Below are 24,413 nucleotides of genomic sequence, written 5' to 3'. Positions count from 1 at the left end.
TATACACTATAATTCAGAGGTTACGCCGCAATCTTGACCGGCAACGTTTCCAAACCCTTCACGAAGCTCGAATACACCCGCTTCGGCTCGCCGACCACGTCGATATGGTCGAACCGCTTCAGGATCTCCTCCCAGATAATCTTGAGCTGGAGTTCGGCAAGCCGCAAGCCCACGCAGCGGTGGACGCCGAAGCCGAAGGAGAGGTGCGTGCGCGGACGCGCGCGGTCGATGATGAAATCGTAGGGCTTCTCGATGACCTCTTCGTCGCGGTTGCCCGAGACGTACCACATCACGACCTTGTCACCTTTCTTGATCTGCTTGCCGCGGAACTCGAAGTCGGTGAGCGCGGTGCGGCGCATATGTGCGAGCGGCGTCTGCCAGCGAATCACCTCGGGCACGAAGCTGTCGAGCAGATCAGGGTTTTCGCGCAGCTTGCGATATTGCTCCGGATATTGGCTCAGCGCGAGAAGCGAGCCCGACATGGTGTTGCGGGTGGTGTCGTTGCCGCCGACGATCAAGAGAATGAGATTGCCGAGGAAGTTCTTGGCATCCATGTCGCGCGTCGCGGCGCTGTGAACCATCATCGAGAGCAGGTCGCTCTTCGGCGGCTGCTCGGCGCGTTCCTTCCAGAGACGGGAGAAATAGGCCGCGCATTCGCCAAGCTCGGCCATGCGCTCCTCGTCGGTGGCGACGAGCCCATCGGGGCCGGGGATGGTGGTTGCGATGTCGGACCAGCGCGTCAGCTTGCGGCGGTCCTCCCAGGGGAAGTCGAACAGCACCGCGAGCATCTGGGTGGTCAGCTCGATCGAGACCTGGTCGACCCAGTCGAACACCTCGCCCACCGGCAGATTGTCCAGGCACTCGGCCGAGCGCTTGCGGATGTTGAGCGCGAGATTGTCCAGATGCGTCGGCGTGAACATCGGCGCCACGGTCTTGCGCTGAGCTGCATGCCGCGGCGGGTCCATCGAGATGAAGCTCTCGCGGCGCAGATCGGGATCGATGTCGCGGATGGTGATGCCGCCGAGCGCGGACGCCGAGGAGAACACCGAATGATTGGTCTCGATCTCCATGATGTCGTTGTAGCGCGTCACCGACCAGTACGGCCCGAACATCGAATCCTTGCAATAGTGCACGGGATCTTCGCGGCGCAGTCGGTCGAAATACGGCCAGAACGTATCGGTCCTGAACAGCTCGGGGTCGCCGGGATCGAACTGCGCCAGCGGAAGCGATGACGCGCGCTCGCGCAATGCGTCGAGACTTGCCGCGCTTTCCATGGTCCCATGCATGACCGTTCTCCCTGACGTGACCGCCCGATTTTTGTGAATTCTGCGCCGCGGTATTTAGACCACAATTACAACGCGTTACGTGCTTCGGAGCAAGCGGCAGTTTTGCCGCAACCGAGGTGTCATCACGAACGTGACCTGCCGCACGCCGTTCGTCATGAAATCCTGTCAGAAATCGCGCCAAACCGAGCCAAATCGAACCCGCCCATCTTGGGGATCGACTAACCTCTGATCTATAGTTTGAGCGCATCAGATCCGCATCCCGAGGTTGCTGTCGTGAATGATATGCAATGGAGCCCCATCGGCCCCTCCGAACCGGTCCCGCCGCCGCTGCCGGCCACAGGGGTCGAATTCACCGGCAATCGTACCGAGTTCCGCAAAATGGTTACCAAGGGTGCCATGCTGGAGCTCGTTACCTTCGGCTTCTACCGGTTCTGGCTCGTCACCGACATTCGCCGCCATTTGTGGTCGAACACGTCCGTCGACGGCGACGCCGCCGAATACACCGGCCGGGCCAAGGAGCTGTTGATCGGCTTCCTGTTCGCGCTCGCGATCCTGGTGCCTATCTATCTCGCCTATTTCCTGGTCGGCATCGAGTTCGAGCGCTGGCAGGGCTTTGCCTCGACGCCGCTGTTCATCTCCTTCTACGCCTTCGGCCAGTTCGCGATCTTTCGCGCGCGCCGTTACCGGCTGACGCGCACGGTCTGGCGCGGCGTGCGGTTCTGGATGGACGGTTCCGGCTGGGCCTATTCCTTCCGCGCGATGCTGTGGGGCTTGCTGGTGTCCCTGACGCTCGGCCTGGCGCTGCCATGGCGCGAGGCGTCGCTGGAGCGCTACAAGATGCGGCACACGCATTTCGGCGATCTGCAGGGCGACTTCGAAGGCAGCGGCTGGGAGTTCTTCAAGCGCGGTTGGTGGCTGTGGCTGCTCAGCCCGATCGCGGTAGTGATCTTCCCGCTTGCGCCGTTCTTCTATGCCGAGTTCAAGGCGCGCGAATGGCGATGGTGGCTGAACGGCATCCGCGTCGGCGGCGTCAGCCTGTCCTCGGATTTGCCGCACAATGCTTTTTACGGCCTCTACTGGAAGATGGTCGGCTGGTGGGTGCTGCTGTCGACCCTGTTCGGTTTCTATGTCGGCGGCGCCACCATGCTCGCCGTCAAGCTGAGCGGCGTGCCGGCCGAGCAGCTGTTCGGGCCGGGCCACGCGGCCAAGAGCATTCCGATGCTGGTGATGATGGTGGTCGGTTATTTCGCGCTGGCCCTCGCCATGAACATCATCATGCGTGTCTATCTCCAGCGCGATCTCTGGGCCATGGTGCTGGAGACCGTCGCGGTGCACGATATCGGAGCTGCGGCCGACGTCCGCGCCAGCGGCGAGCTAGCCAGCGCGCTCGGCGAAGGTTTTGCCGATGGTCTCGATGTCGCGGGATTCTGAGCCGTGAGTGATGTGACTGCCGAGCCGAAGCCCGGACAGACGGCGGTCTTCTTCGACGGCCTGTCGAGCCGTCGGCGTCAGGTCGTGCTGACGCTCGGTGACGCGCTCGAGATCGCCGAGCCCAGCGACGTCCAGACAGGCTCGGTCGTTGCGCGTTGGGCGTATGACGACATCCGCCGTGCCGACAGTCCGGCCGGCATCCTGCGGCTGACCTCGACGTCTGCGCCGCCTCTGGCACGGCTCGAGATTCGCGATGCGGCGCTCAGTGCCGATCTCATCGCACGCTGCCCCCGCATGGACGAACACCGGACCACCGGGCGCGGTGTTGCAAAGATCGTGGGCTGGTCGGTTGCGGCCGCCGTCTCCATCGTCTGCGTCGTGCTGTTCGGCGTGCCGCTGGCCGCGGACCGCCTCGCGCCGCTGGTGCCGAAACCGATCGAGCGGCGCATCGGCGATGCGTCCGAGGTGCAGGTGAAAACCATCTTTCGCGGGCAGGCTTGCGACGACGCTGCCGGTCAGGCGGCGTTCCGCAAGCTCGTCAACCGCCTGCGCGACGCCGCCGGGCTCGACGACGATGCCATGACATCGGGTGTGCTGCGAACCTCAGTGCCGAATGCGTTCGCGCTGCCGGGTGGCAAGGTCTACGTGCTGAGCGCCTTGCTCGACAAGGCCGAGAATCCCGACGAGCTCGCCGGCATCCTTGCGCACGAGCTCGGCCATCTCAAGCATCACGACAACATGCGCGGCCTGATCTACAACGGCGGCACCTCGTTCCTGATCGGCCTGCTGTTCGGCGACGTCACCGGCTCCTCCGCCGTGATCTTTGCCTCGCGCAGCGTGGTCGAGGCGTCCTATTCGCGCGAGGCCGAGACCGGCGCCGATACGTTCGCAATCGAGATCATGCACAAGCTCGGCCGCTCGCCGAAGCCCGCGGCCGAGTTGATGTTCCGCATCACCGGCAAGGAGGGCGGCGGCCTTGCCTCGATCTTGGCAAGCCACCCGCTCACCGAAGATCGCCTCGCCCGCATGACCAGCGAAGACCGTCCCGCCAGCGGCCCGCCGCTGCTGACGGACAAGGAGTGGCAGGCACTGAAGGGCATTTGCGGCAGCGGGAAGATCTAGTTCGCGATCACCGCGTCCCGTAGGCGCGGTCGCCGGCGTCGCCAAGGCCTGGCAAAATAAAGCCGTTGTCGTCGAGACCTTCGTCCACTGCAGCCGTCCAGATGTGCACGTCCGGATGCAGGCCGCGCAGCCGTTCGAGGCCTTCCGGGGCGGCAATCAGGCAGGCGAGGCGGATGTCCTTGGCGCCGCGCTCCTTCAGCCGGTCGACTGCGGCCACCGCTGTGTTGGCGGTGGCGACGACAGGCGTCACCACGATGGCGAGGCGCTCGCTGAGATCCGACGGCGACTTGAAGAAATACTCGACCGCCGCAAAACTCTCGGGTTCGCGGTAGAGCCCGATATGGGCGACGCGCGCGGTCGGCACCAAATCCATCATGCCGTCGACGAAGGTGGTGCCGGCACGCAGCATCGGCACGAACACCAGCTTCTTGCCGGCGATCTTGGCCGAGTGCATCGTCGCCAGCGGGGTCTCGATCATGGTGTCGGTGAGCGGCAGATCGCGCGTCACCTCGTAGCAGAGCAGCATGCCGATCTCCTTGATCAGCTCGCGGAACGACTTTGTCGAGATCGATTTGTCCCGCACCAGGGTCAGCTTGTGCTGCACCAGCGGATGATCGACGATCGTGACGCCTTCCATGATCGGATGCTCTTGCTTCTTCCCTTCTCCCCCTGTGGGAGAAGGTGGCGCGAAGCGCCGGATGAGGGGTCAGAAAACAGTGCCGTCGCTGATCACCTTGAGCGGCGGCGAGCCATCGGGACGGCGCGCAAAGGCGATGGCCCGGCCTGCGGCCCAGGTGCCGCCTTCCAGGATGCTGGCGAGCGGCAGCGATTGCGGCGTGCGACCGAGCTTGGCGCGAACGAGATCCGCAACACGATCGAGCAGCGCGACGGTGAGCGCGCGCCACTCGACGACGAGCAGCGAATCCACCGCATGCGCGCGCTCGGCGTCCGCAGCATCGCGCAGGCGCAACACCTCGTGATCGACGAATAGGCCGCCATTGCGATATTCGGCGAGCCCGGTGAGGCCGTCGATGTCGGTGACGTCGAAGCCGGCGCGCTGCAGCGGCTCGATCAGCGAATAGCTCAGCCATTGCGACAGCTTGTGCAGCGGTACGAGGCCGGCGGTCGCATTGTCGGCCCTGATCGCCGGATGGCGCCAGCAATCGCCGAGCGGCACGCCGGCGAGCTCGAGCCGCGACGGCCAGATCGGGCCGAGCTGGTTCAGCACCGCGGACAGGATCGCGGGGGCGGGGATGGCACCACCCACAGCCTGCGCGGCAATGTGGTCGAACAGTCCGCCCGGCCGCGGCGTGTCCTGCGCGCCGAAAATGTCGGCGCGCGCAGCCACCAGTCTGCCCAGACGTTGCAACAGATCCGTGCGTCCCTCGAGGCCGAGCAGCGGATTGGCATCGCTTGCCTGGAAGGCCGAGGCCAGCGCCGCGAGCGGCAGCTTGGCGAGCACGTCGGCATCGACCCTGAACGGCGCGTGCGCATCGCGCGAAAACAGCCCGCCGGCGAACATGTCGAGGCTCGCGAGTGCCAGCCCCTCGGAGCGACCGATGCCTTGTCCCGTCACGGCGTCGCGGTAGCGCCAGGTCGCGCCGGCGCCGGCGTCGAGCAGCACGCTGACGATGGCGAGGTCGAACTCCGCGCGCGCCCGCGCCGCCCGATCAGGCCATGACGTCGCATCGGCCAGTTGCGCCCAGCGGTCGACGCCGCCGAACACGAAATGCCGCCAGCGCGCGTGGAAGGGAATGTCGAGCGTCGGGTACGCCTTTCGCGTCACGGCGAGTACGGCGTCGGCAACGCCATCCATGCGATCGAGATCGACGTTGAAATGCGAGAGCCCGCCCTGCAGGCCGATGTCGAGCATTTGGCCGGCACGCGCGCGAACCGCCTTTGCGGACAACAACGCGCGTGCTTCTTGTTCTGAAGCGTCCGCCATCACGAGGTCAGTATTTTTCCAGCGAACGTCCGACTACGCCGTCGACGTCCTTCTCGGGCGCGACGTCGGTCGAGTAATAGCCGGCGGCCTTCTTGGCGGCGATCTCGACATGGGCGTCGGCCGGGATCAGCTCCGGCGGGATCGGCACGCGCTCGACGATGTCGATGCCCTGCGAGGTCAGCGCGTCGTACTTCATGTCGCTCATCGACAGGAAGCGGTCGATGCGTTTCAGGCCGAGCCAGTGGATCGTATCCGGCATCAATTGCTGGAAGCGCGCGTCCTGGACGCCGGCGACACATTCGGTGCGCTCGAAATAGGCGGCGGCCGCGTCGCCGTCCTCCTGGCGCTTGCGCGCGTTGTAGACCAGAAATTTGGTGACCTCGCCGAGCGCGCGGCCTTCCTTGCGGTTGTAGACGACGAGCCCGAGCCCGCCCTCCTGCGCGCCGCGCGCGGATTCCTCGATGCCGTGGATGAGGTAGGGCCGGCAGGTGCAGATGTCGGAGCCGAACACGTCGGAGCCGTTGCACTCGTCATGCACGCGGCAGGTGATCTTGGTGCGATGGTCCGGCAGCTTGGTCACATCGCCGAACATGTAGACGGTGGTGCCGCCGATCGGCGGCAGGAACACCTTCAGGTCCGGACGCGTCACGAGCTCGGGGAACATGCCGGCGGTCTGCTCGAACAACGTGCGGCGCAGCTCGGTCTCGTTGGTCTTGAAGCGCTCGGCAAGGCCGGGCAGGTACCAGACCGGATCGATCGCGATCTTCACCACCGAGACGGCGCCGTTGGCATGCACGACCTCGCCGTCGGCGCGCAGCCGTTTTGCGGCCAGCGCCTCGCGGATCTCGGGCAGGTCGAGCCGCGCCCGCGTCACCGCGATGCTCGGCCTGATATCGACGCCCTCGGCGATGTCCTTGCCGAAATTCTCGGCGACCAGATGACCCCAGGGATCGAGTGCGACGATCTTGGCGGGATCGCGCCACTGCTCGAACGGCCCGATGGTCGCCGCCGGAAACGTGTTGGTGAGATCGGGGCGCCTGATTGGATCGAGCGCGCCGGCGGAGACCGCGAGCGCGCGGTACATGGCATAGGAGCCGCCATGGCTGCCGATCACGTTGCGATCCCCGGCGCGCGACACCGTGCCGATGATCGGCCCGCGGGCGCGCGCATCGCCTGCGCCCCAGTTGATCGGGTAGGCGGCTTTCTTGCCCGGCTCCGGGTGAGAGGTGAGGCGGATATGCTCGGTACGATTCGCGCGGCTCATGGCCAAACTCCCAAAAAGCCAACGGCCCGCCGCTCGGACGGGCCTGGCTTATCAGCGTTGTCGGACCGGAGCCCGGCGACGCAATCCAACATATTGTAGCGGCCAGGGACGACAGACAAGTTAATCGTGCCGAGCGGCCGAGCCGCGCTTCCGGTCCGGGCCGGCGAGGGGCGCCAGAACAGACGCTATATCTATGTAATCGTTCGAATTTTTGAAGGGGCGCGTCCGGCGGCTGGATAAACCCCGCATATTCGGACATATCGACCGGATCGGCTCTGCCCCGGAGAATGCCCATGCCCGCCGCCAGCTACATCGATCCCCGCAATGGAAAGCTCTATCCGCTTCTCGAGCCGCGCTGGTGCTCGGACGAGCGCACGCCGCTGCTGGTGACGCCGGGCGCGGGGATCTCGCGCGCCGACATCGACAGCGGCACGCGCTCGCTGTGGCGCTACCGCGCGGCGCTGCCGGTCGAGATCAAGGATCCGATCTCGCTCGGCACCGGCTGCACGCCGCTGGTAGCGCAGGCGTGGGGCGATCTGCGGCCGCTGTTCAAGCTCGAATGGTTCAACCCGACCGGCAGTTTCAAGGACCGCGGCTCCGCGGTGATGCTGTCCTTCCTGCGACAGATCGGCGTCAACGCCATTCTGGAGGATTCCTCCGGCAATGGCGGCTCGTCGATGGCGGGGCTTGGCGCCGCTGGCGGCATGCGCGTGAAGATTTTGGCGCCGGCCTCGACCTCGCCGGCCAAGATCGCGCAGGTGCGCGCTTACGGCGCCGAGGTGCAACTGGTCGAAGGCCCGCGCGAGGAATCGGAGGCCGAGGCCATCAGGCAATCGAGCCGGACGTTTTACGCCAGTCATAATTGGCAGCCGTTCTTTCTCGAGGGCACGAAATCGCTCGCCTATGAGATCTGGGAAGATCTCGGCTTTCGTGCGCCCGACAACGTCATCGTCCCCGTCGGCGCCGGCAGCAGCCTGCTCGGCTGCGCCTTCGGCTTCCGCGAGCTGTTGAGGGCGGGGCAGATCGTAAAACTGCCGCGCCTGTTCGCCGCGCAGCCGCTGAACTGCTCGCCGATCGATGCCAGCTTCAAGGCCGGCGTCGATACGCCGGTTGCGCGCGAGGTGAGCAAGACCATCGCCGAAGGCACCGCGATCAAGCATCCGCTGCGGCTGCGCGAGATCATCGGCGCGCTTCGCGAGAGCGGCGGCGGCACGGTGGCGCTCACCGAGGACGAGATTGTTGCCGCTCTTCGTCGTCTGGCGCGGCAGGGCCTGTTCGCCGAGCCCACCAGCGCCAGCGCGGCCGCAGCGCTGGAGAAGCTTGCCAGCAACGGCGCCATCAAGGCGAACGAGGCAACGGTCGCGGTCCTCACCGGCACCGGGCTGAAAGCCGCGACGACGGTCGCTGATCTGGTGGGGTAGGACGCCGCAACTGGCTCCGTCATTGCGAGCGCAGCGAAGCAATCCAGTCTGTCACCGCGGAAAGATTCTAGATTGTTTCGCTGCGCTCGCAATGACGAGCGGGCTCACTCACTCCTTCAACTCGTTCACCTGCTTCACCCACGTCCGCACGTCCTTGAGCACCTCGGGCAGCGCCGCTCTCACTTCCGGCACGGTCATGCCGGCCTTGATGCGGGGATCGTAGAGCAGGTTGAGGATGTACTGGTCGTAGACGTCGAAATAGCCCATCGACACATTGTCGTTGAACATGGTCCACGGCACGCTCGCGGTGTCGTTGATGGGCCCGAGCGACTGCAGCACCTCCTCATAGGCGCAGTCGAGGAAGGTGAAGTCGCTGACGTCGACGGTGAGAATGACGTCGGAATGCTCGATCTCGAATTGCTCGTTCTTGCGGAAGCCGGACAGGCATTGCGGATCGAGCGAGGTGCGGATCTCGCGCGCCTTCTCCGCGCCGTAGAAGCTCGTGATGGTGCGATAGAGGTCGCGGTCGCGCACCAGCTTCACCCGCACATTGGCAGCTTCGCTCGTGTCGGTCATGGCGATGTCGAGATGCTGCACGCGCTTGCCGATGTCGGCCACGACCTTTGCGAGCTGCGCTTTGCGGTCGGCGCGGTCGGTCTCGGCGAACACGCGCACCGGCTCGTCGAACTTGCGGATACGATCGACGCGGCCGGCGAGGTGATATTCGGCGCCGAACGCGGTCTTGAAAAAGCCGTCGACGATCTCGGCGTCGGTAAAGCTCTTCTTCTCGGTGCGCTGGCGCGAGGCGATCGCGGGCAACTCGCCGGCGGTCGCCACCGGCGCGATATCAGGCACACATGTCAGCGCTGCGAGCGTCAGCAGGGCGAAGCGTAGGGCAGGCGGGACCAATGCGCTCATCGTCGCGCAACGCTGCCGCATTCGCGCCGTGCGCACAAGTCCGCAAATTCACGCGGCTGGAAGGTTCCGGCCGCTTTCAAGCGCGGGTGCTGTAGGGTGGGTTAGCCTCGGGCTGCGCGGAGCGCAGTCCCGAGGCGTAACCCACCTCTCGAGTCTCCGCGGTGGCAGAAGTGGTGGGTTACGCCTTGCGGTTTGCGCTTCGCGCAATCCGCAAGGCCAACCCACTCTACGAGAGCTCGCTACGGCGGTTCGCGTGTGGCTAGTTGTTCAGCACCACAACGGTGGTGCCCACGTTGACGCGACCGTAGAGGTCGGTGACGTCGTCATTGGTCATGCGGAAGCAGCCCGAGGACACCGCCTGGCCGATCGTCTCCGGCTCGTTGGAGCCGTGGATGCGGTAGAGCGTCGATCCCAGATACATTGCGCGCGCGCCGAGCGGGTTCTCGATACCGCCCTTCATGTGGCGCGGCAGGTCCGGCCGGCGGGCGATCATCTGCGACGGCGGCGTCCAATCCGGCCATTCCTTCTTGGCGGTAATCTTGTGCACTCCGCCCCAGCGGAAGCCGTCGCGGCCGACGCCGATGCCATAACGCAGGGCCTGGCCGTTCTCGAGCACCAGATACAGCCGACGCTCGGCGGTGTTCACCACGACCGTGCCGGGAGCATAATTGCCGTTATACATGACGGTGGTGCGGGGGATCGGGCTGGCGCCGCCACCGAGATAGCCGGTGGAGCTGGTGCCCGTGAAGTCGAGCATCCCCGCGGCGGAAGCGCTGCTCGCCCCGATCGTCACGGCCAGCATGGTGGCGACAGTTGCGGCAAGAAACCGGATCATTCATTCCCCCAGCAAAAAATCGATTCAATGGCAAAACACAGGCCATATTTGCCGGCGTTTCGCAAGCCACGGCCGCGTGAGGCCGGCAGTTGCCGTTACCAGATCGGAAACCGCCTCAAAACACTATTAGCCAAACCCTGGGATCGCAGCGCGGGACAGGGCCGCAATGGCCGCTATTGCTTTGACGGGCCGAGCGAACAATGATTGATCGGATGAAACGACGGAAATGGCCTGCGGGAGTGTTGGGATGAACGGTGCGGAAAGCCTGGTGCGGACGATGGTCAAGGGCGGGGTGGACGTCTGCTTCACCAACCCGGGCACCTCAGAGATGCATTTTGTCGCGGCGCTCGACCGCGTGCCGGGCATGCGCTGCGTGCTCGGCCTGTTCGAAGGCGTGGTGACGGGAGCGGCCGACGGCTATTACCGCATGAAGGGTCTGCCTGCCTCGACCCTGCTGCATCTCGGTCCCGGCCTCGCCAACGGCCTTGCCAATCTGCACAACGCCAAGAAGGCGAACTCCGGCATCGTCAACATCGTCGGCCAGCACGCCGTCTACCACATCGACTACAACGCGCCGCTGACCTCCGACATCGAGGGCCTTGCCCGGCCGATGTCGTCCTGGGTCCGCACCTCGCCGAATTCCAAATCGGTCGCCGCTGACGGCGCCGCGGCGATCGCCGCCGCCAAGAGCGCGCCCGGACAGATCGCGACCCTGATCCTCCCCGCAGACACCGCCTGGAACGAGGCCGACGGCCTTGCCGAGGTTCCGGCCGAGCAGCAGCGCGCCAGCTATTCGCCGCAGGCGGTCGAGCAGGCCGCGAAAATCCTGCACGGCGACGGCGAGGGCACGCTGCTGCTGATGACCGGCAGTGCCCTGAGCGAGCACGGCCTGGCGCTGGCCGAGCGCATCGCCGGCAAGACCGGCTGCACCGTGATGGGCCCGACCTTCCGTCCGAAGATGGCGCGCGGCCGCGGCCGCTATTCCATCGACCGCATCCATTATGTGATCGAGAACGCGCTGCCGATGCTGGCCAAATTCCGTCACATCGTATTGGTCGAGTCCGACGATCCCGTGGCGTTCTTCGCCTATCCGAACAAGCCGAGCATGCTCAAGCCCGAGGGCTGCGAGGTCCATCGCATGACCTCCTGGGGCGAGAATTCGGTGGCCGCGCTCGAAGCGCTCGCCGGTGCCGTCAAGGCCAGCGCCCGAGACGTCAAGCCGCACGCCTCGGCCGAGTTGGTCAAGCCGACTGGCGCGCTCACCTTCGCCTCGATCGCGCAGGCGATTGCCTGTGCGATCCCCGAGAACGCGATCATGGTCGACGAGTCCCTCACCACCGGCCGCGGCTTCTTCCCGCCCACCGCCGCCGCCGCACCGCACGACTGGCTGCAGAACATGGGCGGCTCGATCGGCTTTTCGACCCCGCTGTCGATCGGCGCCGCGATCGCCTGCCCGGACCGCAAGGTCATCACCATGGTCGGCGACGGCAGCGCCATGTACACGATCCAGTCGCTGTGGACGCAGGCCCGCGAAAATCTGAACATCGTCACCATCGTGTTCGCCAACCGCATCTACCAGATCCTGCGCGGCGAGTTCGACAATGTCGGCGCCGGCGAGCCCGGCCAGCGCGCCAACGACATGCTCCGCCTCGATCGCCCCACACTCGATTTCGTCGCGCTGGCCAAGGGCATGGGCGTGCCCGGCCGCGCCGTCACCAATGCCGACGAGTTCAACAAGGCCTTGGCCGAGGCCGTCGCCGAGCCGGGCCCGCGGCTGATTGAAGTCGTGATGTAAACTCTCTCCTATGTCGTCCCGGCGAAAGCCGGGACCCATAACCCCAGGGAGAGGTTTGGCGAAGACTTGGAGTCCGGTACGTTCACTGAGCATATTCGATAGACCTCGCTGTATGGGTCCCGGCATCCGCCGGGACGACGCTGATGGTGTGGTGCGCTCCTCACCATAAAGAGCCCGGAGGCACGATGCAGACCGAGCTGAACAAGGTGATCGCGGCGCTCAGGGAGTTCTATGCCCACGAGACATTCCTGTTCGAGAAGGACGTCGGCGAACGCGCCATCACGCACCGCTTCGCCGTCTATCTCGAGCAGCAATTTTCGGGCTGGGCCGTCGACTGCAATTACGATCGCCTCGGCGAGCGCACGCTGCATCTGCCGCACGGCACCATCATCTCGACCGACGATCATCTCGGCAAGTCGATCTATCCTGATGTCGTCGTGCACCAGCGCGAGATCCCGAACAATCTGCTGACCGTCGAGATCCGCAAGGCCAGCAACCACACGCCGCTCGAGCACGACCAGCACAAGCTGATGGCGCTGACCGATCCGCATATCTGGTTCGCTTATTGGATCGGCGTGCTGCTGGTGCTGGACAGGCAAGGCGTGACGGTGTCGGAGGTCTATGTCAGCGGCGCAGTCGATCAAGCGCAGTCGCTGTGGTTCGCGGGCCGCCTCGCGGAGAACGGTCTTGGAGCGGCGCATTAAAGCGCAGTTTCGTACGCACTGCTTCTGCCAAGTTGACCGCGAGCACCACTCTCTCCGTTCTCTCCCCAACGCACCTCCGTCGTAGCAGAGAGGAGTTTCATCTCAGGGAGCTCTTACGGTCGATGACGAGAGCCGCCCGCATGATGCGGACGGCCTCGCATCATCTCGTCACCCGCTCAATGCAGCGCAGGGCCATTGCCCAGCGCGTAGGTCACGAGATCCTTCAGCTTGAAATCGGGACCGGTCACCGGTGCCCAGTTCGGGTCGAGCGACAGCACGGAGGAGGCGTCGCCGAACATCATGCCGAGGAAGACTTCGGCGATGATGCGTCCGCCGACCGGGCCGAGTTGCGGCGTCGTGATTCCGGTTGCCGGCGCGCCGGTGGCGGAGACCGTGACCGACGTCGCGAACTGACGCGCTTCCGCGAGGATGTAGGTCCAGAGCGGGCAATTGCCCTTGAACGCGCCGTTCGCGATCGACGCGATCGGAACCTGCGGGTCGCCGGCAGTGGGATGGTCGACGGCGCGGCCGACGATGATCTGCTCGTCGGTCAGCGGCGTCTGGTGCATGGCCCTGGCGACCGCCTGGCCCGAGGGCAGGCCAAGCCGCCAGCCGCGTTCGAGGTTGCGCAGCGCCAGCGACGACGGATTGGACGCGATCTCCGGCGGCAGCTTGCGCAACGGATCGACCAGCGAGGTGTCGATGCGATAGGCGTACTGGAGCCGCCGCTTGTTGTCGACATTGGTGCTGTCGTCCTCGACGCCATAGGCGCGCGTGTCGATGTCGATGAAGCGGCCCCAGTCGATGGCGCGTCCCGGCCCCATGGAGCGGAAGCCGGTTAGCGCGTTGTTGTCGGGATTATTGGGATCTGGGAAGATCTGCAGCAGCATGTTGTCGGCGTCGTTGAGCCGATAACCGGGCCGGATCATGGAATGACCGAGCCGGTAGGCCGCGACCGAAAACTCGACCGGCATGTAGGGAAATGTCTTCCAGTGATAATAGGCGAGCTTGCTGCGGTCGTAGCGGCCGCCGCTCTTGAGATCGTTCAGCACGCTGGCATTGACGATGCGCGGCAGGAAGTCGTTGAGCACGACATATTGGTAGTGGAAGCGGACGCGCTGTTGCACGTCCTGGAAGGAGAGGGTGTCGTTGTCGTCGACCATGCGGTTGTGGAAGCGCAGCATCAGCCCCTGGAACTGCGAGACGATGCTGTTCTCGTCATTGCGGGGATCGCCGATCAGGGCCCGCCCCCTGAAGCGCGGCAGGTCGAAGGCGCTGGAGACGCCGGTGCCGGTCAAGGGATCTCCGAGCAGGAACTTGCCGTTGCTGTCGTACATGTAGGGCTGGTCGTTCGGCCCGCGCCCATAGAGATTGTCCAGATCGAGCGACGGCGTGCGGAAATCGATCAGTCCGTCGGGATCCTGCTGCTTGGCCAGCGAACTCACCGGATCGAAGGTGATGTCGTGATCGATGAACTGGCCGAAATACGTATAGAGCGCGGGAATTCCGCTCTCCTCGGCATCGGGGCCGTCCTTGGGCGGATCAAAATCGCCGACCATGTTGTCGGCGAGGGCGGAGAGGTTGGCAATGTTATCGGCTTCGTTCGGACCGAACGTCGCCGGCGTCAGGGTGCGGAACATGCGACCAAAGCGGCCTTGTGACAGCGGCGAACGGGTGGCGTTGAGACCGCGGGGCGGCGTAGCGTGACGACTGCTCATAAAGTACCTCCTTGAAAAGTTACGACGGAAAGTAACTAAACTTAAAGTTGTTCGTTATGAAATATGCAGGTGAGGCTAGATCGCGGAATTTGATGTCGCAATGCGTTGCTTCACACATCGCGCGACGTCGATGCGGTTCCAGCAGCGAGCGTTGCGAGCAAGCTGCGGATGCGCTTTGCAGATTTTTCCAAAGCAGATGCCGAATAACATTCTCGTCATCGCCATCCGCGCCTCGAAGCAATGTCGGCTTCACCGACTTGATCGGGCAAGCGATTGACGTAGCGAATGTCGTGTTCGCGTAAAAATTGCACGAGTGCAGGCATGCCGCCTTGCCAATGGTCGCGGAGTCCCGGGCTGCTCCGACACATTGTCGTTCGTGTCCTGATGTCGGAGCGCACGTCGCGTTTGTGGCAATGTGATCCCGGCCACAGTTTGCAACACTGGTCGCGCCTATCTTCGGCGTACTTGCACGCATCGATCCTGCGGGACTACGCTTCCGTCATTGGGATCAGAGATTTTGGAGGTTGTGATGCAAAGATCTTATCTGCTGGCCGCGACTGCCGCGCTGACTCTCATCATGCAGACACCGCTCGCGCTGGCGCAGAACGCGCCCGCCGCGGGGACCACGCCGCCGGCGGCCGCGGCCACCACGCCGCCTGCTGCCAACGCGCCGCCTGCCGCGACCACTGCGCCGGCTGCGACCTCCACACCGGCTGCCGCCACCAACACGTCAACCCCGCCGGCCGGTGCGAAGAAGAGTGCCGAGAAGAAGCCGGCGAAGAAGAAGATGACGCGGCAGCAGGAGATCGATCATTCGATCGACAGCGGCACCGTTCCGGCGCGCTATCGCAAGTCGGTGCCGAAGGAGTACCAGCAATATATTCCGTTCGATAAGCAGTGAAAGGATTGCCCCAATGGCGCGGTGTGCACCCGCATCGCGCCATGGTGGAACCTGACGGGAGCCATGCAGGAGTGATGGCGTGATCTGATCAGCGGCCCCAGTGGCGGCCTCCGGTGCCGGTGTTACAGTAGGCGAGGGCCAGGGGGGATGATCAGATGAGCGACGACGCGAAGGATGCTGGCCTTGTGGCGATGATCAGCAGCATCCTGGGAGGCAACAAGCGCGCAGAGGCCGCCAGCCCGCCGCTGCTTGCCGACTTCCTTCCGGCCGCACCCGCGGCGGGACCAGCCGCGGTGGTCCCCGAGATTCCCGAAGCGGAATCGCCGAAGCTGCAGAACACACCCGGTGGCGGCTCCGACGGCGCATCCGATGAAGCGGCGGCGCTTGCGCAGCCGGCCGCGCCGGCCAGTCCGCCCCTGACGCCTGACGGCAAGAGGCTTCTGCCGGCGGATGCGATCGCCGATCTCGTGCTCGGCGAGCTCAGGAAGATCGAGGGCTTTCCGGCGTCCGGTGTCTCGGTCACGGTCTACGGGTACAGGCACTGGAATGCGATGATCACCTTCGCGCCGTTCTCGACCAATTTCCAGAATGCGACGCGATTCCGCCAGGCCCTGCCCGACCTCGTCTTCAAGCTGCGTCGTTTCGTCGAACTCGAGATATAAGGATCGACGGAATTTGATTGAATCGATGCGAGCCGGGAACTCGCGGTCCTCTCTCCGCTTGGGAGAGGGTGTTCACCGTTCGACAGGATATTCGAATTGAGCGTCGCCTTTACCAAAGAAGAAAGCGCCGAGACCGCGTCCGAAACGTTGCTGCCGGATCGCCCGATCTCGCCGCATCCGAATCTCGTGACGGAAGCAGGCCTGCAGGCCTTGCAGACGCAGCTCCATCAGGCGCGCGAAGCCTATGAGGCCGCGCAGGCCATCGACGACGTCAACGAAAAGCGCCGGCAGTCGGCGGTGCCGCTGCGCGATATCAGATATTTCGGCGAACGGCTGCGCACCGCGCAACTCGTCGCAAGTCCCGCGTCGAACGAGGTGGTCTCTTTCGGCAGCACGGTGACGTTCAGCCGCGCCGATGGCCGCGTCCAAACCTACCGCATCGTCGGCGAGGACGAAGCCGATCCGAAGGCGGGCTCGATCTCGTTCGTCGCCCCGGTCGCGAAGTCGCTGATGGGGAAGGCGGTCGGCGATGTCGTGGGCGCGGGTGCGCAGGAGATCGAGGTGTTGGCGATCGGGTAGGCGGATGGCCCCAGCCTGCCTGCTGTTTTGCCCGACGCGTCAACCGATTTTCGGAAAATTCACAGCCCGTTAATCCTACCGACGCCGGCTACTGTGCATGGGGTTGTTTTCGACATTTTAATCGGAGCGGGAGCAAGACGCCCCGGTCCGTCTAGGCTCTTCGTGCGACGCCGGACACGCTTCGCCATCATTGGGCTTGGCTGCGCCACGCGGAGCCTTTTGGCGAAGCGTGGTGGGCGCACAAGGGATCGAACCTTGGACCTCTCCCGTGTGAAGGGAACGCTCTCCCGCTGAGCTATGCGCCCGGGACCATCATGCAGGCGGCCGGACTTTTCGGCCGGCCGGCGCATCGGAGCCCGCGATTTAGAAGTGCGGGCTTTCAGTGTCAAGTTTTCAGGCGGCTTTTCAGGCCGCCTGGGGCCGGAAAACCTTCCGCTGCTGTCACAATTCGGCGGCGCGGCCGGGTTTTGGGCCGCTTACGCGCCCTGCTGGCGGGCGCGGGAGGCGTGAGCCTGGAGCGCGCGGATGCGCTCGGCCAGCGTTCCGCCGCCCTCGGGCAGGGGGCTTGCCGCGCCATTGGTGGCGACGCCATTGGCCGGGCGCGGCGCGGGCTTCGGCGGCTGGCCGGCTTCGGCCGCCAGCAGCGCCTCGATCGGCGAGTTCGGGCCCTCGAGCTGCATCGCGAGCTTTGCCACCTCGGCGGCGATGTCGTTGATGCGCTCGCGCAACAGCGCATTCTCCATGCGCTCGGTCGCCCAGGAGCTCTCGGCCTGCTGCTGGATCGCATTGATGTCGCGCTGGAGCTTGGCGCGCTCGTCGCGGGCGGTGCGGAGTTGCTCTTCGAGGGCGGCCTTCTCGGCGCGCAGCGTCTCCATCGCGGCCGATGATTTGCCGCCGCTTAAGGCTGCGATCTCGACGCGCAGCTCCTTGATGGTGCGCTCGGCGCCCTCGTTGGTCTGGCGCAGCTGGTTGTTCTCATAGTCGCGCTCGGCCAGCAGCTTGCCCTGGGTGGCGAGGCGGCCTTCGAGGTCGGCAACGCGCCCCGAGAGCATCTCGGCTTCCTTGACCTGCACGATGAGCTGGCGATCGAGCTCGGTGACACGCTGGCTCAGGCTCTCGACGCGGCCACGCGCGTCGCCGAGCTCGCGCGAGACGGTCTCTGATTCCGAGCGCTCCTGCGTCAGGCGGGCCTGCGTCGCGGCAAATTCCTTCTCGGCGTCGCCGACGCGATTCTTCAATTCCTCGATCTGGGCGCGCACCGCGACCAGCTCGACCTGGCGGGTCTCGGCCATCATCGAGCGGTCCGACAGTTCGGAGTTGATCTTGGCGAGCTCGCCCTGCTTGTTGCTCAGCGCGATCTCGGCCTCGCGCAGCGCCTCGGTCTTGGTGTTGAATTCCTCCTCGGTGGCGCGGAGCTGCTCCTTCACCGCCTTCTCGCGCGCCTCGAGCGCGAAGATCGTGGCGTTCTTCTCGCCGAGCTCGATCTTCATGCGGTTGATGGCGTCGCTCTTCTTGCCGAGCTCGGCAAGCTGGCTCGTGGTCTTGTTCTTGAGCTGGTCGACGCTCATCTCGAGCCGCCGCGCCGACATGGCGAACTCGGCGCGGAGCTGGTCCTTGTCGGCCTGGATCTCCGCCATCGACAAGGGCGTCGCCGCCTCGAGCCGGCGCGTGGTCAGGCGCACCGCGCGGTTATGCACCAGCGGCACGATGGCGAGCCCGCACAGCATCGACAGCAGGAAACCGATCGCCAGGTACATGATCGGTTCGACCATGGGTCAGAGCTCCAACAGACAAGGAAAAATTTACCAAGGACAATGCATGGCGGGCCGGCAAAAAGCCAGCCCCGCCCTGTTGTTAACGTGAATCCGGAAACCGGAGGGGAAGGAGGGGACCTAGAACGGGTTCCAGGTCGCCCGCGGCGTGTATTTCAGATAGCCGATATTGGCGCCGAGGCGTAAGCCCAGGCCGGAGCGGATCGGCACCAGCACGATGTTGTTGGCAGTGAGCGCCGTCATGCCGAAGCCGCCGATGATATAGGCCGAGCCGTCGATGCCGGCGAAGCGCTGGTAGATCGCGTTGGTGGCCGGCAGGTTATAGACCAGCGTCATGGTGCGCGCGCCGTCGCCGCCCCAGTCGAAGCCGAGCGAGGGACCCTGCCAATAGACGCGCAAATCGCCGGCGTTCTTGGTGTAGAGCGTGCCTTCGCCGTAGCGCAGGCCCGCAACGAAGGCGCCCGAGCCTTCCTCGCCGAGGATGTAGCCGTTCGGCAGGCCCCATTGGCTGACCGCCTTCTCGATGATCGAGGCGAGCCCGCGCGAGACATTGCCGAAGAATCGATGGCCCGCGGTGACGAGTTCCTCCGGTCCATAGGTGTTGGGGCTCGGGGTCCGCTGCGGCGGTGGCAGGTCCGGCGGCGGCGCGGCCGTCTGGGCGGAGGCCGGCACGGTCCAGCCAGCCAGCGCGATGAGCGCCACTGCGGCAAGGCGTGATGCGAAAGTCATAAAAGAACCCCTGATATCGATCCCGGACCGCTTCCCTTAACCTGATGCTATTAGGCACGGCTCTAGGTTGCGCCGGATGTCCCCTCGACTCGGATGTTATCCGCAGCAACTATGACGGCACAACGGCAGGAAGATAGCCCTTTGCGCCCCGGAATTGCCTTGATCGGCCGTCTGGTCTGCCTGTTGGCGGGCATTTGGCTCGGCCTGTCCTGGTTGCCTGCACGAGCTGCCACCACCGAGCGCATCGTCGTCAATCGCTTCTCGGGCGTCGCCATCGAAGGCTTCGACCCCGTGGCCTATTTCGTCGATGGCGGAGCCGAGCAAGGGACGGCGGAGTTCGAGGCCAATCTCTGGGGCGCGGTCTGGCGCTTCCGCAACGAGGGCAACCGGGCGGAATTTTTGGCACATCCCGAAGTCTACGGACCGCAGTTCGGCGGCTATGACCCCGTCGACATTGCGCGCGGCGTGACCATCGCCGGCAATCCCCGCTTCTACGCCATCTCGGCACAGCGGCTGTATCTGTTCAGCCGCGAAGACAACCGCGACGCCTTCACCAAAGACCCCGAACGCTTCCTGTATGAGGTCGGCAAGCGCTGGCCGGCGCTGCAGGACAAGCTCAGTCAGTAGGTTGCTACCGCCCGGACATCGCCCCAGGCGATGAAATCGGGGATGATGAAACCGGTGTCACCGCGCTCCCCGAACCTGATCTCGCCGCCTTGGCCGTCGGTCACCTTGCCGCCGGCGGCCGTCACCACGGCGCACCCCGCCCCGACATCCCATTCGCAGGTCGGCCCGAAGCGGGGGTAGATGTCGGCACTGCCCTCCGCGATCCGGCCGAACTTCACGGCCGAGCCACAGGTCTTTCTGACGGCGTTGGGTCTTGCGTCGATGAAGGCTTCGCTTTTGGGGTCGCCATGCGAACGGCTCACCGCCGCGATCCAGGGCTCGCCATGCCCGGGTAGCTTGCGGGTCCGGATCGGCTCGGTGGTGCCGATGGTGGTGCCGTCAAATGTCACGCGCTCGGCGCCGCGGCCGACGATGCCGCGCCAGAGCAGCCCGAGCGCGGGCGCGCTGACGATGCCGAGCAGCGGCACGCCCTCGGTGACCAGGGCGAGATTGACGGTGAATTCGTCGCGGCCGGCGACGAATTCCTTGGTGCCGTCAAGTGGATCGATCAGGAAGAAGCTGCCGCGAAACGGCGGCGAGGCGAGATGGGTTCGCTCTTCCGAGAGCGTCGGCACGTCGTTCGCAAGCCGGGCGAGGCCCTCGGCAATGATCCGGTCGGCGGCGAGGTCGGCCTCGGTGACAGGCGAGCCGTCCTGCTTGCCATCGACCCGCATCGCGGAGCGGTTGACGCCGAGGATCGCCTCGCCGGCCTGCACCACTAGCGCGGTCAGGGGCTCCATCAGCCGACCAGCGGCCTCGCCGTCGATGATCCTCACCTGCATGCCTCATTCATCGGCAAGTTTGCCCCTGTTCACGTGATTCGCCCGTGTCCCCTTATGGCCGCTTCGAACCTATCGCAAGCTTCCTGCCACGGGCTGGCGAATGATAGAACCCGCAGCGACAGTCCAAGCCATGCGTGATTCGCCGCGTCCGCGCCGTGCAATTCCAGGAACCCTTTATGTCTGACGCTCCGTCTTCAGCTACCGCTTCTGCTCCCGACATGCTCGAACTCGCGGCCCTGCTGTGCTCGCGGGTCTGTCACGATCTCATCAGCCCGGTCGGCGCCATCGTCAATGGGCTTGAAGTGCTCGATGACGATCCCAAGCCCGAGGACCGCGAATTCGCCCTCGACCTGATCCGCAAGAGCGCCAAGACCGCCTCCGCCCGCCTGCAGTTCTGCCGTCTCGCCTTCGGCGCGGCCGGCTCCTCGGGAGCCCAGATCGACCTCGGCGATGCCCAGACCATGGCGAAGGGCCACATCGAGGACGGCAAGTGCACGATCACATGGAATCTGCCGCGTCTGCTGCTGCCGAAGAATCGCGTCAAGCTGCTGCTCAATATGCTGGTCGTCTCCCAGCACACGATCCCGCGCGGCGGCATGCTGACGGTCGATCCGATCGGCGAGGGCGAGACGATGAGCTTCCGCATCACCGCGACCGGACACAATGCCCGCCTGCCGCAGAATATCTCCGAGCTGCTCAGCGGCGAGCGTGGCCCGGCAGCCGACGCTCACGCGATCCAGCCTTATTACACGCGGCTGCTGGCGCAGGCCTGCGGGCTCACCGTGACGCTCAAGCTGGAAGGCGAAGCCGTCATCGTTACCGCTTCGTAAACGAGCGCATCGCTCTCAAGCGTTAATCGATCCTTTACGAGGCGCTTCGGCTTGTCCGGAGCGCCTTATCTCTTTGTTGGTTCCGTTCTTTTGCACATACTCAACCAATATTAAACGCTTTGCGGTGAAGCTGGCCTCATTCCGATCTGGCGCATCACGTTTCGTGCGCGCCCTCCCTGTATGAAGGCCTGTTTTCATGGATGATCTGTTGCGGGAGTTTCTGACGGAGACCAGCGAGAGCCTGGACACCGTCGACAATCAGCTGGTGAAGTTCGAGCAGGAGCCGAACAACGCCAAGATACTGGATAACATCTTCCGCCTGGTTCACACCATCAAGGGGACGTGCGGCTTCCTTGGCTTGCCGCGGCTTGAAGCGCTGGCGCATGCCGGCGAGACCCTGATGGGCAAATTCCGCGACGGCATGCCGGTGACCGGCCAGGCCGTGACGGTGATCCTGTCCTCGATCGACCGCATCAAGGAGATCCTGGCAGGCCTGGAGGCGACCGAAGCCGAGCCCGAGGGGAACGACCGCGATCTCATCGACAAGCTCGAAGCGATGGTCGAGCAGGGCATGGCGGCGATGTCAGCGTCGGCTTCGCCGATCGCGTCAGGCTCGGCGCAGCCGATGCCGGCCGCAGGCGCCGCTGCTCCCGTCGCCGAGGCTCCGCCGCTGGTGCCGGAAGCGCCAGTCGCCGCTGCACCCGCCGCCGCTCCCGCCAAAGAGATGACCACGGGCTCGTTGATCGACCAGACCCTGGAGCGCCCCTTGCGTCCCGGCGAGGTCTCGCTCGACGAGCTCGAGCGCGCCTTCCGCGAGACCGCGATCGAAGCGCCGGTTGCCAGGGCCGAAGTGAAGGCCGAAGAGCCTGCGGCTGAAGCGCCGGCCGCGAAGGACGTGAAGGCGCCCAAGGAGAAGGCCGCGCCGAAGAAGTCGATGGCCGACGAGAATGCCGGCGAAGGCGCCAGCATCGCCAACCAGTCGATCCGCGTCAACGTGGATACGCTGGAGCATTTGATGACCATGGTCTCCGAGCTGGTCTTGACCCGCAACCAGCTCCTGGAGATCTCGAGGCGCAACGAGGACACCGAGTTCAAGGTGCCGCTGCAGCGCCTCTCCAACGTCACCGCCGAGCTGCAGGAAGGCGTCATGAAGACGCGCATGCAGCCGATCGGCAATGCCTGGCAGAAGCTGCCCCGCATCGTCCGCGACCTCTCGAGCGAACTCGGCAAGCAGATCGAGCTGGAGATGCACGGCGCCGACACCGAGCTCGACCGCCAGGTGCTCGACCTGATCAAGGACCCGCTCACCCACATGGTGCGCAACTCCGCCGATCATGGCCTGGAGACCCCCGCCGAGCGCCTGGCCAGCGGCAAGGGCGAGCAGGGCACCATCCGCCTCTCCGCCTATCACGAGGGCGGCCACATCATCATCTGCATCGCCGACAATGGCCGCGGCCTCAACACCGAGAAGATCAAGGCCAAGGCGCTCTCCTCCGGTCTCGTCTCCGAGGCCGAGCTCGAGAAGATGAGCGAAGCCCAGATCCACAAGTTCATCTTCGCGCCGGGCTTCTCCACCGCGGCCGCCATCACCTCGGTCTCGGGCCGCGGCGTCGGCATGGACGTGGTCCGCACCAATATCGACCAGATCGGCGGCACCATCGACATCAAGTCGGTGGCCGGTGAGGGATCCTCCGTCACCATCAAGATCCCGCTGACGCTCGCCATCGTCTCGGCCCTGATCGTCGAGGCCGCCGGCGACCGCTTCGCGATCCCGCAGCTCTCGGTGGTCGAGCTGGTCCGCGCCCGCGCCAATAGCGAGCACCGCATCGAGCGCATCAAGGACACGGCGGTCCTGCGCCTGCGCAACAAGCTGTTGCCGCTGATCCACCTGAAGAAGCTCCTCAAGATCGACGACGGCGCGGCCTCCGATCCCGAGAACGGCTTCATCGTGGTCACGCAGGTCGGCAGCCAGACCTTCGGCATCGTCGTCGACGGCGTGTTCCACACCGAAGAAATCGTGGTCAAGCCGATGTCGACCAAACTGCGTCACATCGACATGTTCTCGGGCAATACCATCCTGGGCGATGGCGCCGTCATCATGATCATCGACCCCAACGGCATTGCCAAGGCGCTCGGCGCCGCCGGCTCCTCGGCCCATGACCTGGCCGACGACAACAGCGGCCATCATATCGGCTCGGGCGAGCAGACCACCTCGCTGCTCGTGTTCCGTGCCGGCTCGTCCCAGCCCAAGGCGGTCCCGCTCGGTCTCGTCACCCGCCTGGAAGAGCTGCCGGCCGACAAGATCGAGTTCTCGAACGGCCGCTACATGGTGCAGTACCGCGAGCAGCTGATGCCGCTGGTGGCCATGGACGGCGTCACCATCGCAAGCCAGGGCGCCCAGCCGATCCTGGTGTTCGCCGATGACGGCCGCTCCATGGGCCTGGTCGTCGACGAGATCATCGACATCGTCGAGGAGCGCCTCAACATCGAGGTCGGCGGCTCGGCTTCCGGCATCCTCGGCTCGGCCGTGATCAAGGGCCAGGCCACCGAGGTGATCGACGTCGGCCACTTCCTGCCGATGGCGTTCGCCGACTGGTTCACCCGCAAGGAGATGAAGCCGTCGATGCACTCGCAGTCGGTGCTGCTGGTCGACGACAGTGCCTTCTTCCGCAACATGCTGGCCCCGGTGCTGAAGGCCGCCGGCTACCGCGTCCGCACCGCGCCGACCGCGCAGGAAGGCCTCGCCGCGCTGCGTGCGCAGACCTTCGACGTGGTGCTGACCGACATCGAGATGCCCGACATGAACGGGTTCGAGTTCGCGGAAACGATCCGCTCCGACAGCAATCTGGGCTCGATGCCGATCATCGGCCTCTCCGCCCTGGTGTCGCCGGCCGCGATCGAGCGCGGCCGTCAGGCCGGCTTCCACGACTATGTCGCCAAGTTCGACCGTCCCGGTCTGATCGCGGCGCTGAAGGAGCAGACCGCGGGCGCCGCCGGCGCCTCCGAGCTGAGCCGGGCAGCGGCGTAAGGGCATGATCCGGAAAAGTGTGAAG

21 protein-coding genes and 1 tRNA gene are annotated in these 24,413 nt (G+C 65.1%); 11 read left to right on the top strand and 11 right to left on the bottom strand.

What is annotated here, in order from left to right; genetic code table 11:
* Positions 1-20 precede the first annotated feature (20 nt).
* Entirely contained in the window at positions 21-1,286 is a 1,266-nt protein-coding gene (locus XH91_RS28845; RefSeq protein ID WP_128953738.1) for a cytochrome P450, read from the bottom strand.
* A 282-nt stretch (positions 1,287-1,568) separates the two neighbouring features.
* Here XH91_RS28845 and XH91_RS28840 point away from each other — a divergent pair, with 282 nt between their 5' ends.
* Together XH91_RS28840 and XH91_RS28835 are read left to right on the top strand one after the other, a co-directional pair.
* Positions 1,569-2,717: a YjgN family protein gene (locus XH91_RS28840; protein ID WP_206733532.1), complete on the top strand. Its 1,149-nt coding sequence runs from the start codon at positions 1,569-1,571 to the stop codon at positions 2,715-2,717.
* Between the two features lie 3 nt (positions 2,718-2,720).
* Positions 2,721-3,839 (top strand): M48 family metallopeptidase, encoded by a 1,119-nt coding sequence (locus XH91_RS28835; RefSeq protein ID WP_128953736.1) that lies wholly within the window; start codon positions 2,721-2,723, stop codon positions 3,837-3,839.
* 7 nt (positions 3,840-3,846) lie between these two features.
* Here XH91_RS28835 and upp read toward each other — a convergent pair whose 3' ends face one another.
* From upp to XH91_RS28820, 3 genes are all read right to left on the bottom strand, one after another.
* Positions 3,847-4,476 carry a uracil phosphoribosyltransferase gene (gene upp, locus XH91_RS28830; protein ID WP_128953735.1) on the bottom strand — a complete coding sequence of 210 codons (630 nt, stop codon included), beginning with the start codon at positions 4,474-4,476 and terminating at the stop codon, positions 3,847-3,849.
* A gap of 69 nt (positions 4,477-4,545) precedes the next feature.
* The gene (locus XH91_RS28825) at positions 4,546-5,784 is read right to left on the bottom strand and encodes a URC4/urg3 family protein (protein WP_128953734.1); all 1,239 of its coding nucleotides are present in this window, start codon (positions 5,782-5,784) and stop codon (positions 4,546-4,548) included.
* Positions 5,785-5,791: 7 nt separating this feature from the next.
* Positions 5,792-7,048, bottom strand: coding sequence for a GTP cyclohydrolase II (locus tag XH91_RS28820; RefSeq protein WP_128953733.1), 1,257 nt, complete (start codon positions 7,046-7,048; stop codon positions 5,792-5,794).
* 293 nt (positions 7,049-7,341) lie between these two features.
* On the opposite strand from XH91_RS28820, the gene XH91_RS28815 reads away from it, so the two are divergent.
* Positions 7,342-8,469, top strand: coding sequence for a threonine synthase (locus XH91_RS28815; protein WP_128953732.1), 1,128 nt, complete (start codon positions 7,342-7,344; stop codon positions 8,467-8,469).
* A 108-nt stretch (positions 8,470-8,577) separates the two neighbouring features.
* Here the strand turns inward: XH91_RS28815 and XH91_RS28810 are convergent, their stop codons facing one another.
* Positions 8,578-9,387, bottom strand: coding sequence for a DUF2927 domain-containing protein (locus tag XH91_RS28810; RefSeq protein WP_164934022.1), 810 nt, complete (start codon positions 9,385-9,387; stop codon positions 8,578-8,580).
* A gap of 259 nt (positions 9,388-9,646) precedes the next feature.
* Positions 9,647-10,144 (bottom strand): L,D-transpeptidase, encoded by a 498-nt coding sequence (locus tag XH91_RS28805; RefSeq protein WP_430644573.1) that lies wholly within the window; start codon positions 10,142-10,144, stop codon positions 9,647-9,649.
* 325 nt (positions 10,145-10,469) lie between these two features.
* Between XH91_RS28805 and XH91_RS28800 the strand changes: the two genes are divergently transcribed.
* Complete coding sequence (locus XH91_RS28800; RefSeq protein WP_128953729.1) at positions 10,470-12,017, top strand: acetolactate synthase large subunit; 1,548 nt, start codon at positions 10,470-10,472, stop codon at positions 12,015-12,017.
* A 185-nt stretch (positions 12,018-12,202) separates the two neighbouring features.
* On the top strand, positions 12,203-12,721 hold the full coding sequence (locus XH91_RS28795; RefSeq protein WP_128953728.1) for a hypothetical protein: 519 nt from the start codon (positions 12,203-12,205) through the stop codon (positions 12,719-12,721).
* A gap of 176 nt (positions 12,722-12,897) precedes the next feature.
* On the opposite strand, the gene XH91_RS28790 is transcribed toward XH91_RS28795, so the two are convergent.
* Positions 12,898-14,439 (bottom strand): peroxidase family protein, encoded by a 1,542-nt coding sequence (locus XH91_RS28790; RefSeq protein WP_128953727.1) that lies wholly within the window; start codon positions 14,437-14,439, stop codon positions 12,898-12,900.
* Between the two features lie 529 nt (positions 14,440-14,968).
* Between XH91_RS28790 and XH91_RS28785 the strand changes: the two genes are divergently transcribed.
* The 3 genes from XH91_RS28785 to greA all read left to right on the top strand — a co-directional run bounded on the left by XH91_RS28785 (position 14,969) and on the right by greA (position 16,581).
* The gene (locus XH91_RS28785; RefSeq protein WP_128953726.1) at positions 14,969-15,340 is read left to right on the top strand and encodes a hypothetical protein; all 372 of its coding nucleotides are present in this window, start codon (positions 14,969-14,971) and stop codon (positions 15,338-15,340) included.
* 155 nt (positions 15,341-15,495) lie between these two features.
* Complete coding sequence (locus tag XH91_RS28780) at positions 15,496-16,002, top strand: hypothetical protein (protein ID WP_128953725.1); 507 nt, start codon at positions 15,496-15,498, stop codon at positions 16,000-16,002.
* Between the two features lie 96 nt (positions 16,003-16,098).
* The gene (gene greA, locus XH91_RS28775) at positions 16,099-16,581 is read left to right on the top strand and encodes a transcription elongation factor GreA (RefSeq protein WP_128953724.1); all 483 of its coding nucleotides are present in this window, start codon (positions 16,099-16,101) and stop codon (positions 16,579-16,581) included.
* A 230-nt stretch (positions 16,582-16,811) separates the two neighbouring features.
* Here greA and XH91_RS28770 read toward each other — a convergent pair.
* The 3 genes from XH91_RS28770 to XH91_RS28760 all read right to left on the bottom strand — a co-directional run bounded on the left by XH91_RS28770 (position 16,812) and on the right by XH91_RS28760 (position 19,082).
* Positions 16,812-16,886 (bottom strand) — tRNA-Val (locus XH91_RS28770).
* A gap of 171 nt (positions 16,887-17,057) precedes the next feature.
* Positions 17,058-18,353 carry a coiled-coil domain-containing protein gene (locus XH91_RS28765; protein ID WP_128953723.1) on the bottom strand — a complete coding sequence of 432 codons (1,296 nt, stop codon included), beginning with the start codon at positions 18,351-18,353 and terminating at the stop codon, positions 17,058-17,060.
* Between the two features lie 120 nt (positions 18,354-18,473).
* Positions 18,474-19,082: a DUF1134 domain-containing protein gene (locus XH91_RS28760; RefSeq protein ID WP_128953722.1), complete on the bottom strand. Its 609-nt coding sequence runs from the start codon at positions 19,080-19,082 to the stop codon at positions 18,474-18,476.
* A gap of 141 nt (positions 19,083-19,223) precedes the next feature.
* On the opposite strand from XH91_RS28760, the gene XH91_RS28755 reads away from it, so the two are divergent.
* Positions 19,224-19,709, top strand: a complete 486-nt coding sequence (locus XH91_RS28755) for a YHS domain-containing (seleno)protein (RefSeq protein ID WP_128953721.1) — start codon at positions 19,224-19,226, stop codon at positions 19,707-19,709.
* Here the strand turns inward: XH91_RS28755 and XH91_RS28750 are convergent.
* Complete coding sequence (locus XH91_RS28750) at positions 19,703-20,530, bottom strand: 3'(2'),5'-bisphosphate nucleotidase CysQ family protein (protein ID WP_128953720.1); 828 nt, start codon at positions 20,528-20,530, stop codon at positions 19,703-19,705. The two genes, XH91_RS28755 and XH91_RS28750, sit on opposite strands and share 7 nt — an antisense overlap.
* Before the next feature lie 176 nt (positions 20,531-20,706).
* On the opposite strand from XH91_RS28750, the gene chpT reads away from it, so the two are divergent.
* Positions 20,707-21,360, top strand: a complete 654-nt coding sequence (chpT, locus tag XH91_RS28745) for a histidine phosphotransferase ChpT (protein ID WP_128953719.1) — start codon at positions 20,707-20,709, stop codon at positions 21,358-21,360.
* A 196-nt stretch (positions 21,361-21,556) separates the two neighbouring features.
* Positions 21,557-24,388, top strand: coding sequence for a hybrid sensor histidine kinase/response regulator (locus tag XH91_RS28740; RefSeq protein WP_128953718.1), 2,832 nt, complete (start codon positions 21,557-21,559; stop codon positions 24,386-24,388).
* Positions 24,389-24,413 lie beyond the last annotated feature (25 nt).

The organism is Bradyrhizobium guangzhouense (genome assembly GCF_004114955.1).
GTDB classification, from domain to species: domain Bacteria; phylum Pseudomonadota; class Alphaproteobacteria; order Rhizobiales; family Xanthobacteraceae; genus Bradyrhizobium; species Bradyrhizobium guangzhouense.
This window is presented reverse-complemented; position numbering and strand designations above follow the sequence as displayed.

Coding starts and splice junctions, on each gene's coding strand:
- XH91_RS28765 (WP_128953723.1), bottom strand. CDS start 18,353: ATGGTCGAACCGATCATGTACCTGGCGATCGGTTTCCTGCTGTCGATG.
- XH91_RS28815 (WP_128953732.1), top strand. CDS start 7,342: ATGCCCGCCGCCAGCTACATCGATCCCCGCAATGGAAAGCTCTATCCG.
- XH91_RS28780 (WP_128953725.1), top strand. CDS start 15,496: ATGAGCGACGACGCGAAGGATGCTGGCCTTGTGGCGATGATCAGCAGC.
- XH91_RS28805 (WP_430644573.1), bottom strand. CDS start 10,144: ATGCTCGACTTCACGGGCACCAGCTCCACCGGCTATCTCGGTGGCGGC.
- chpT (WP_128953719.1), top strand. CDS start 20,707: ATGTCTGACGCTCCGTCTTCAGCTACCGCTTCTGCTCCCGACATGCTC.
- XH91_RS28760 (WP_128953722.1), bottom strand. CDS start 19,082: ATGACTTTCGCATCACGCCTTGCCGCAGTGGCGCTCATCGCGCTGGCT.
- XH91_RS28845 (WP_128953738.1), bottom strand. CDS start 1,286: ATGCATGGGACCATGGAAAGCGCGGCAAGTCTCGACGCATTGCGCGAG.
- XH91_RS28790 (WP_128953727.1), bottom strand. CDS start 14,439: ATGAGCAGTCGTCACGCTACGCCGCCCCGCGGTCTCAACGCCACCCGT.
- XH91_RS28820 (WP_128953733.1), bottom strand. CDS start 7,048: ATGAGCCGCGCGAATCGTACCGAGCATATCCGCCTCACCTCTCACCCG.
- XH91_RS28795 (WP_128953728.1), top strand. CDS start 12,203: ATGCAGACCGAGCTGAACAAGGTGATCGCGGCGCTCAGGGAGTTCTAT.
- XH91_RS28740 (WP_128953718.1), top strand. CDS start 21,557: ATGGATGATCTGTTGCGGGAGTTTCTGACGGAGACCAGCGAGAGCCTG.
- XH91_RS28810 (WP_164934022.1), bottom strand. CDS start 9,387: ATGAGCGCATTGGTCCCGCCTGCCCTACGCTTCGCCCTGCTGACGCTC.
- XH91_RS28840 (WP_206733532.1), top strand. CDS start 1,569: ATGCAATGGAGCCCCATCGGCCCCTCCGAACCGGTCCCGCCGCCGCTG.
- upp (WP_128953735.1), bottom strand. CDS start 4,476: ATGGAAGGCGTCACGATCGTCGATCATCCGCTGGTGCAGCACAAGCTG.
- XH91_RS28750 (WP_128953720.1), bottom strand. CDS start 20,530: ATGCAGGTGAGGATCATCGACGGCGAGGCCGCTGGTCGGCTGATGGAG.
- XH91_RS28800 (WP_128953729.1), top strand. CDS start 10,470: ATGAACGGTGCGGAAAGCCTGGTGCGGACGATGGTCAAGGGCGGGGTG.
- XH91_RS28825 (WP_128953734.1), bottom strand. CDS start 5,784: ATGGCGGACGCTTCAGAACAAGAAGCACGCGCGTTGTTGTCCGCAAAG.
- XH91_RS28785 (WP_128953726.1), top strand. CDS start 14,969: ATGCAAAGATCTTATCTGCTGGCCGCGACTGCCGCGCTGACTCTCATC.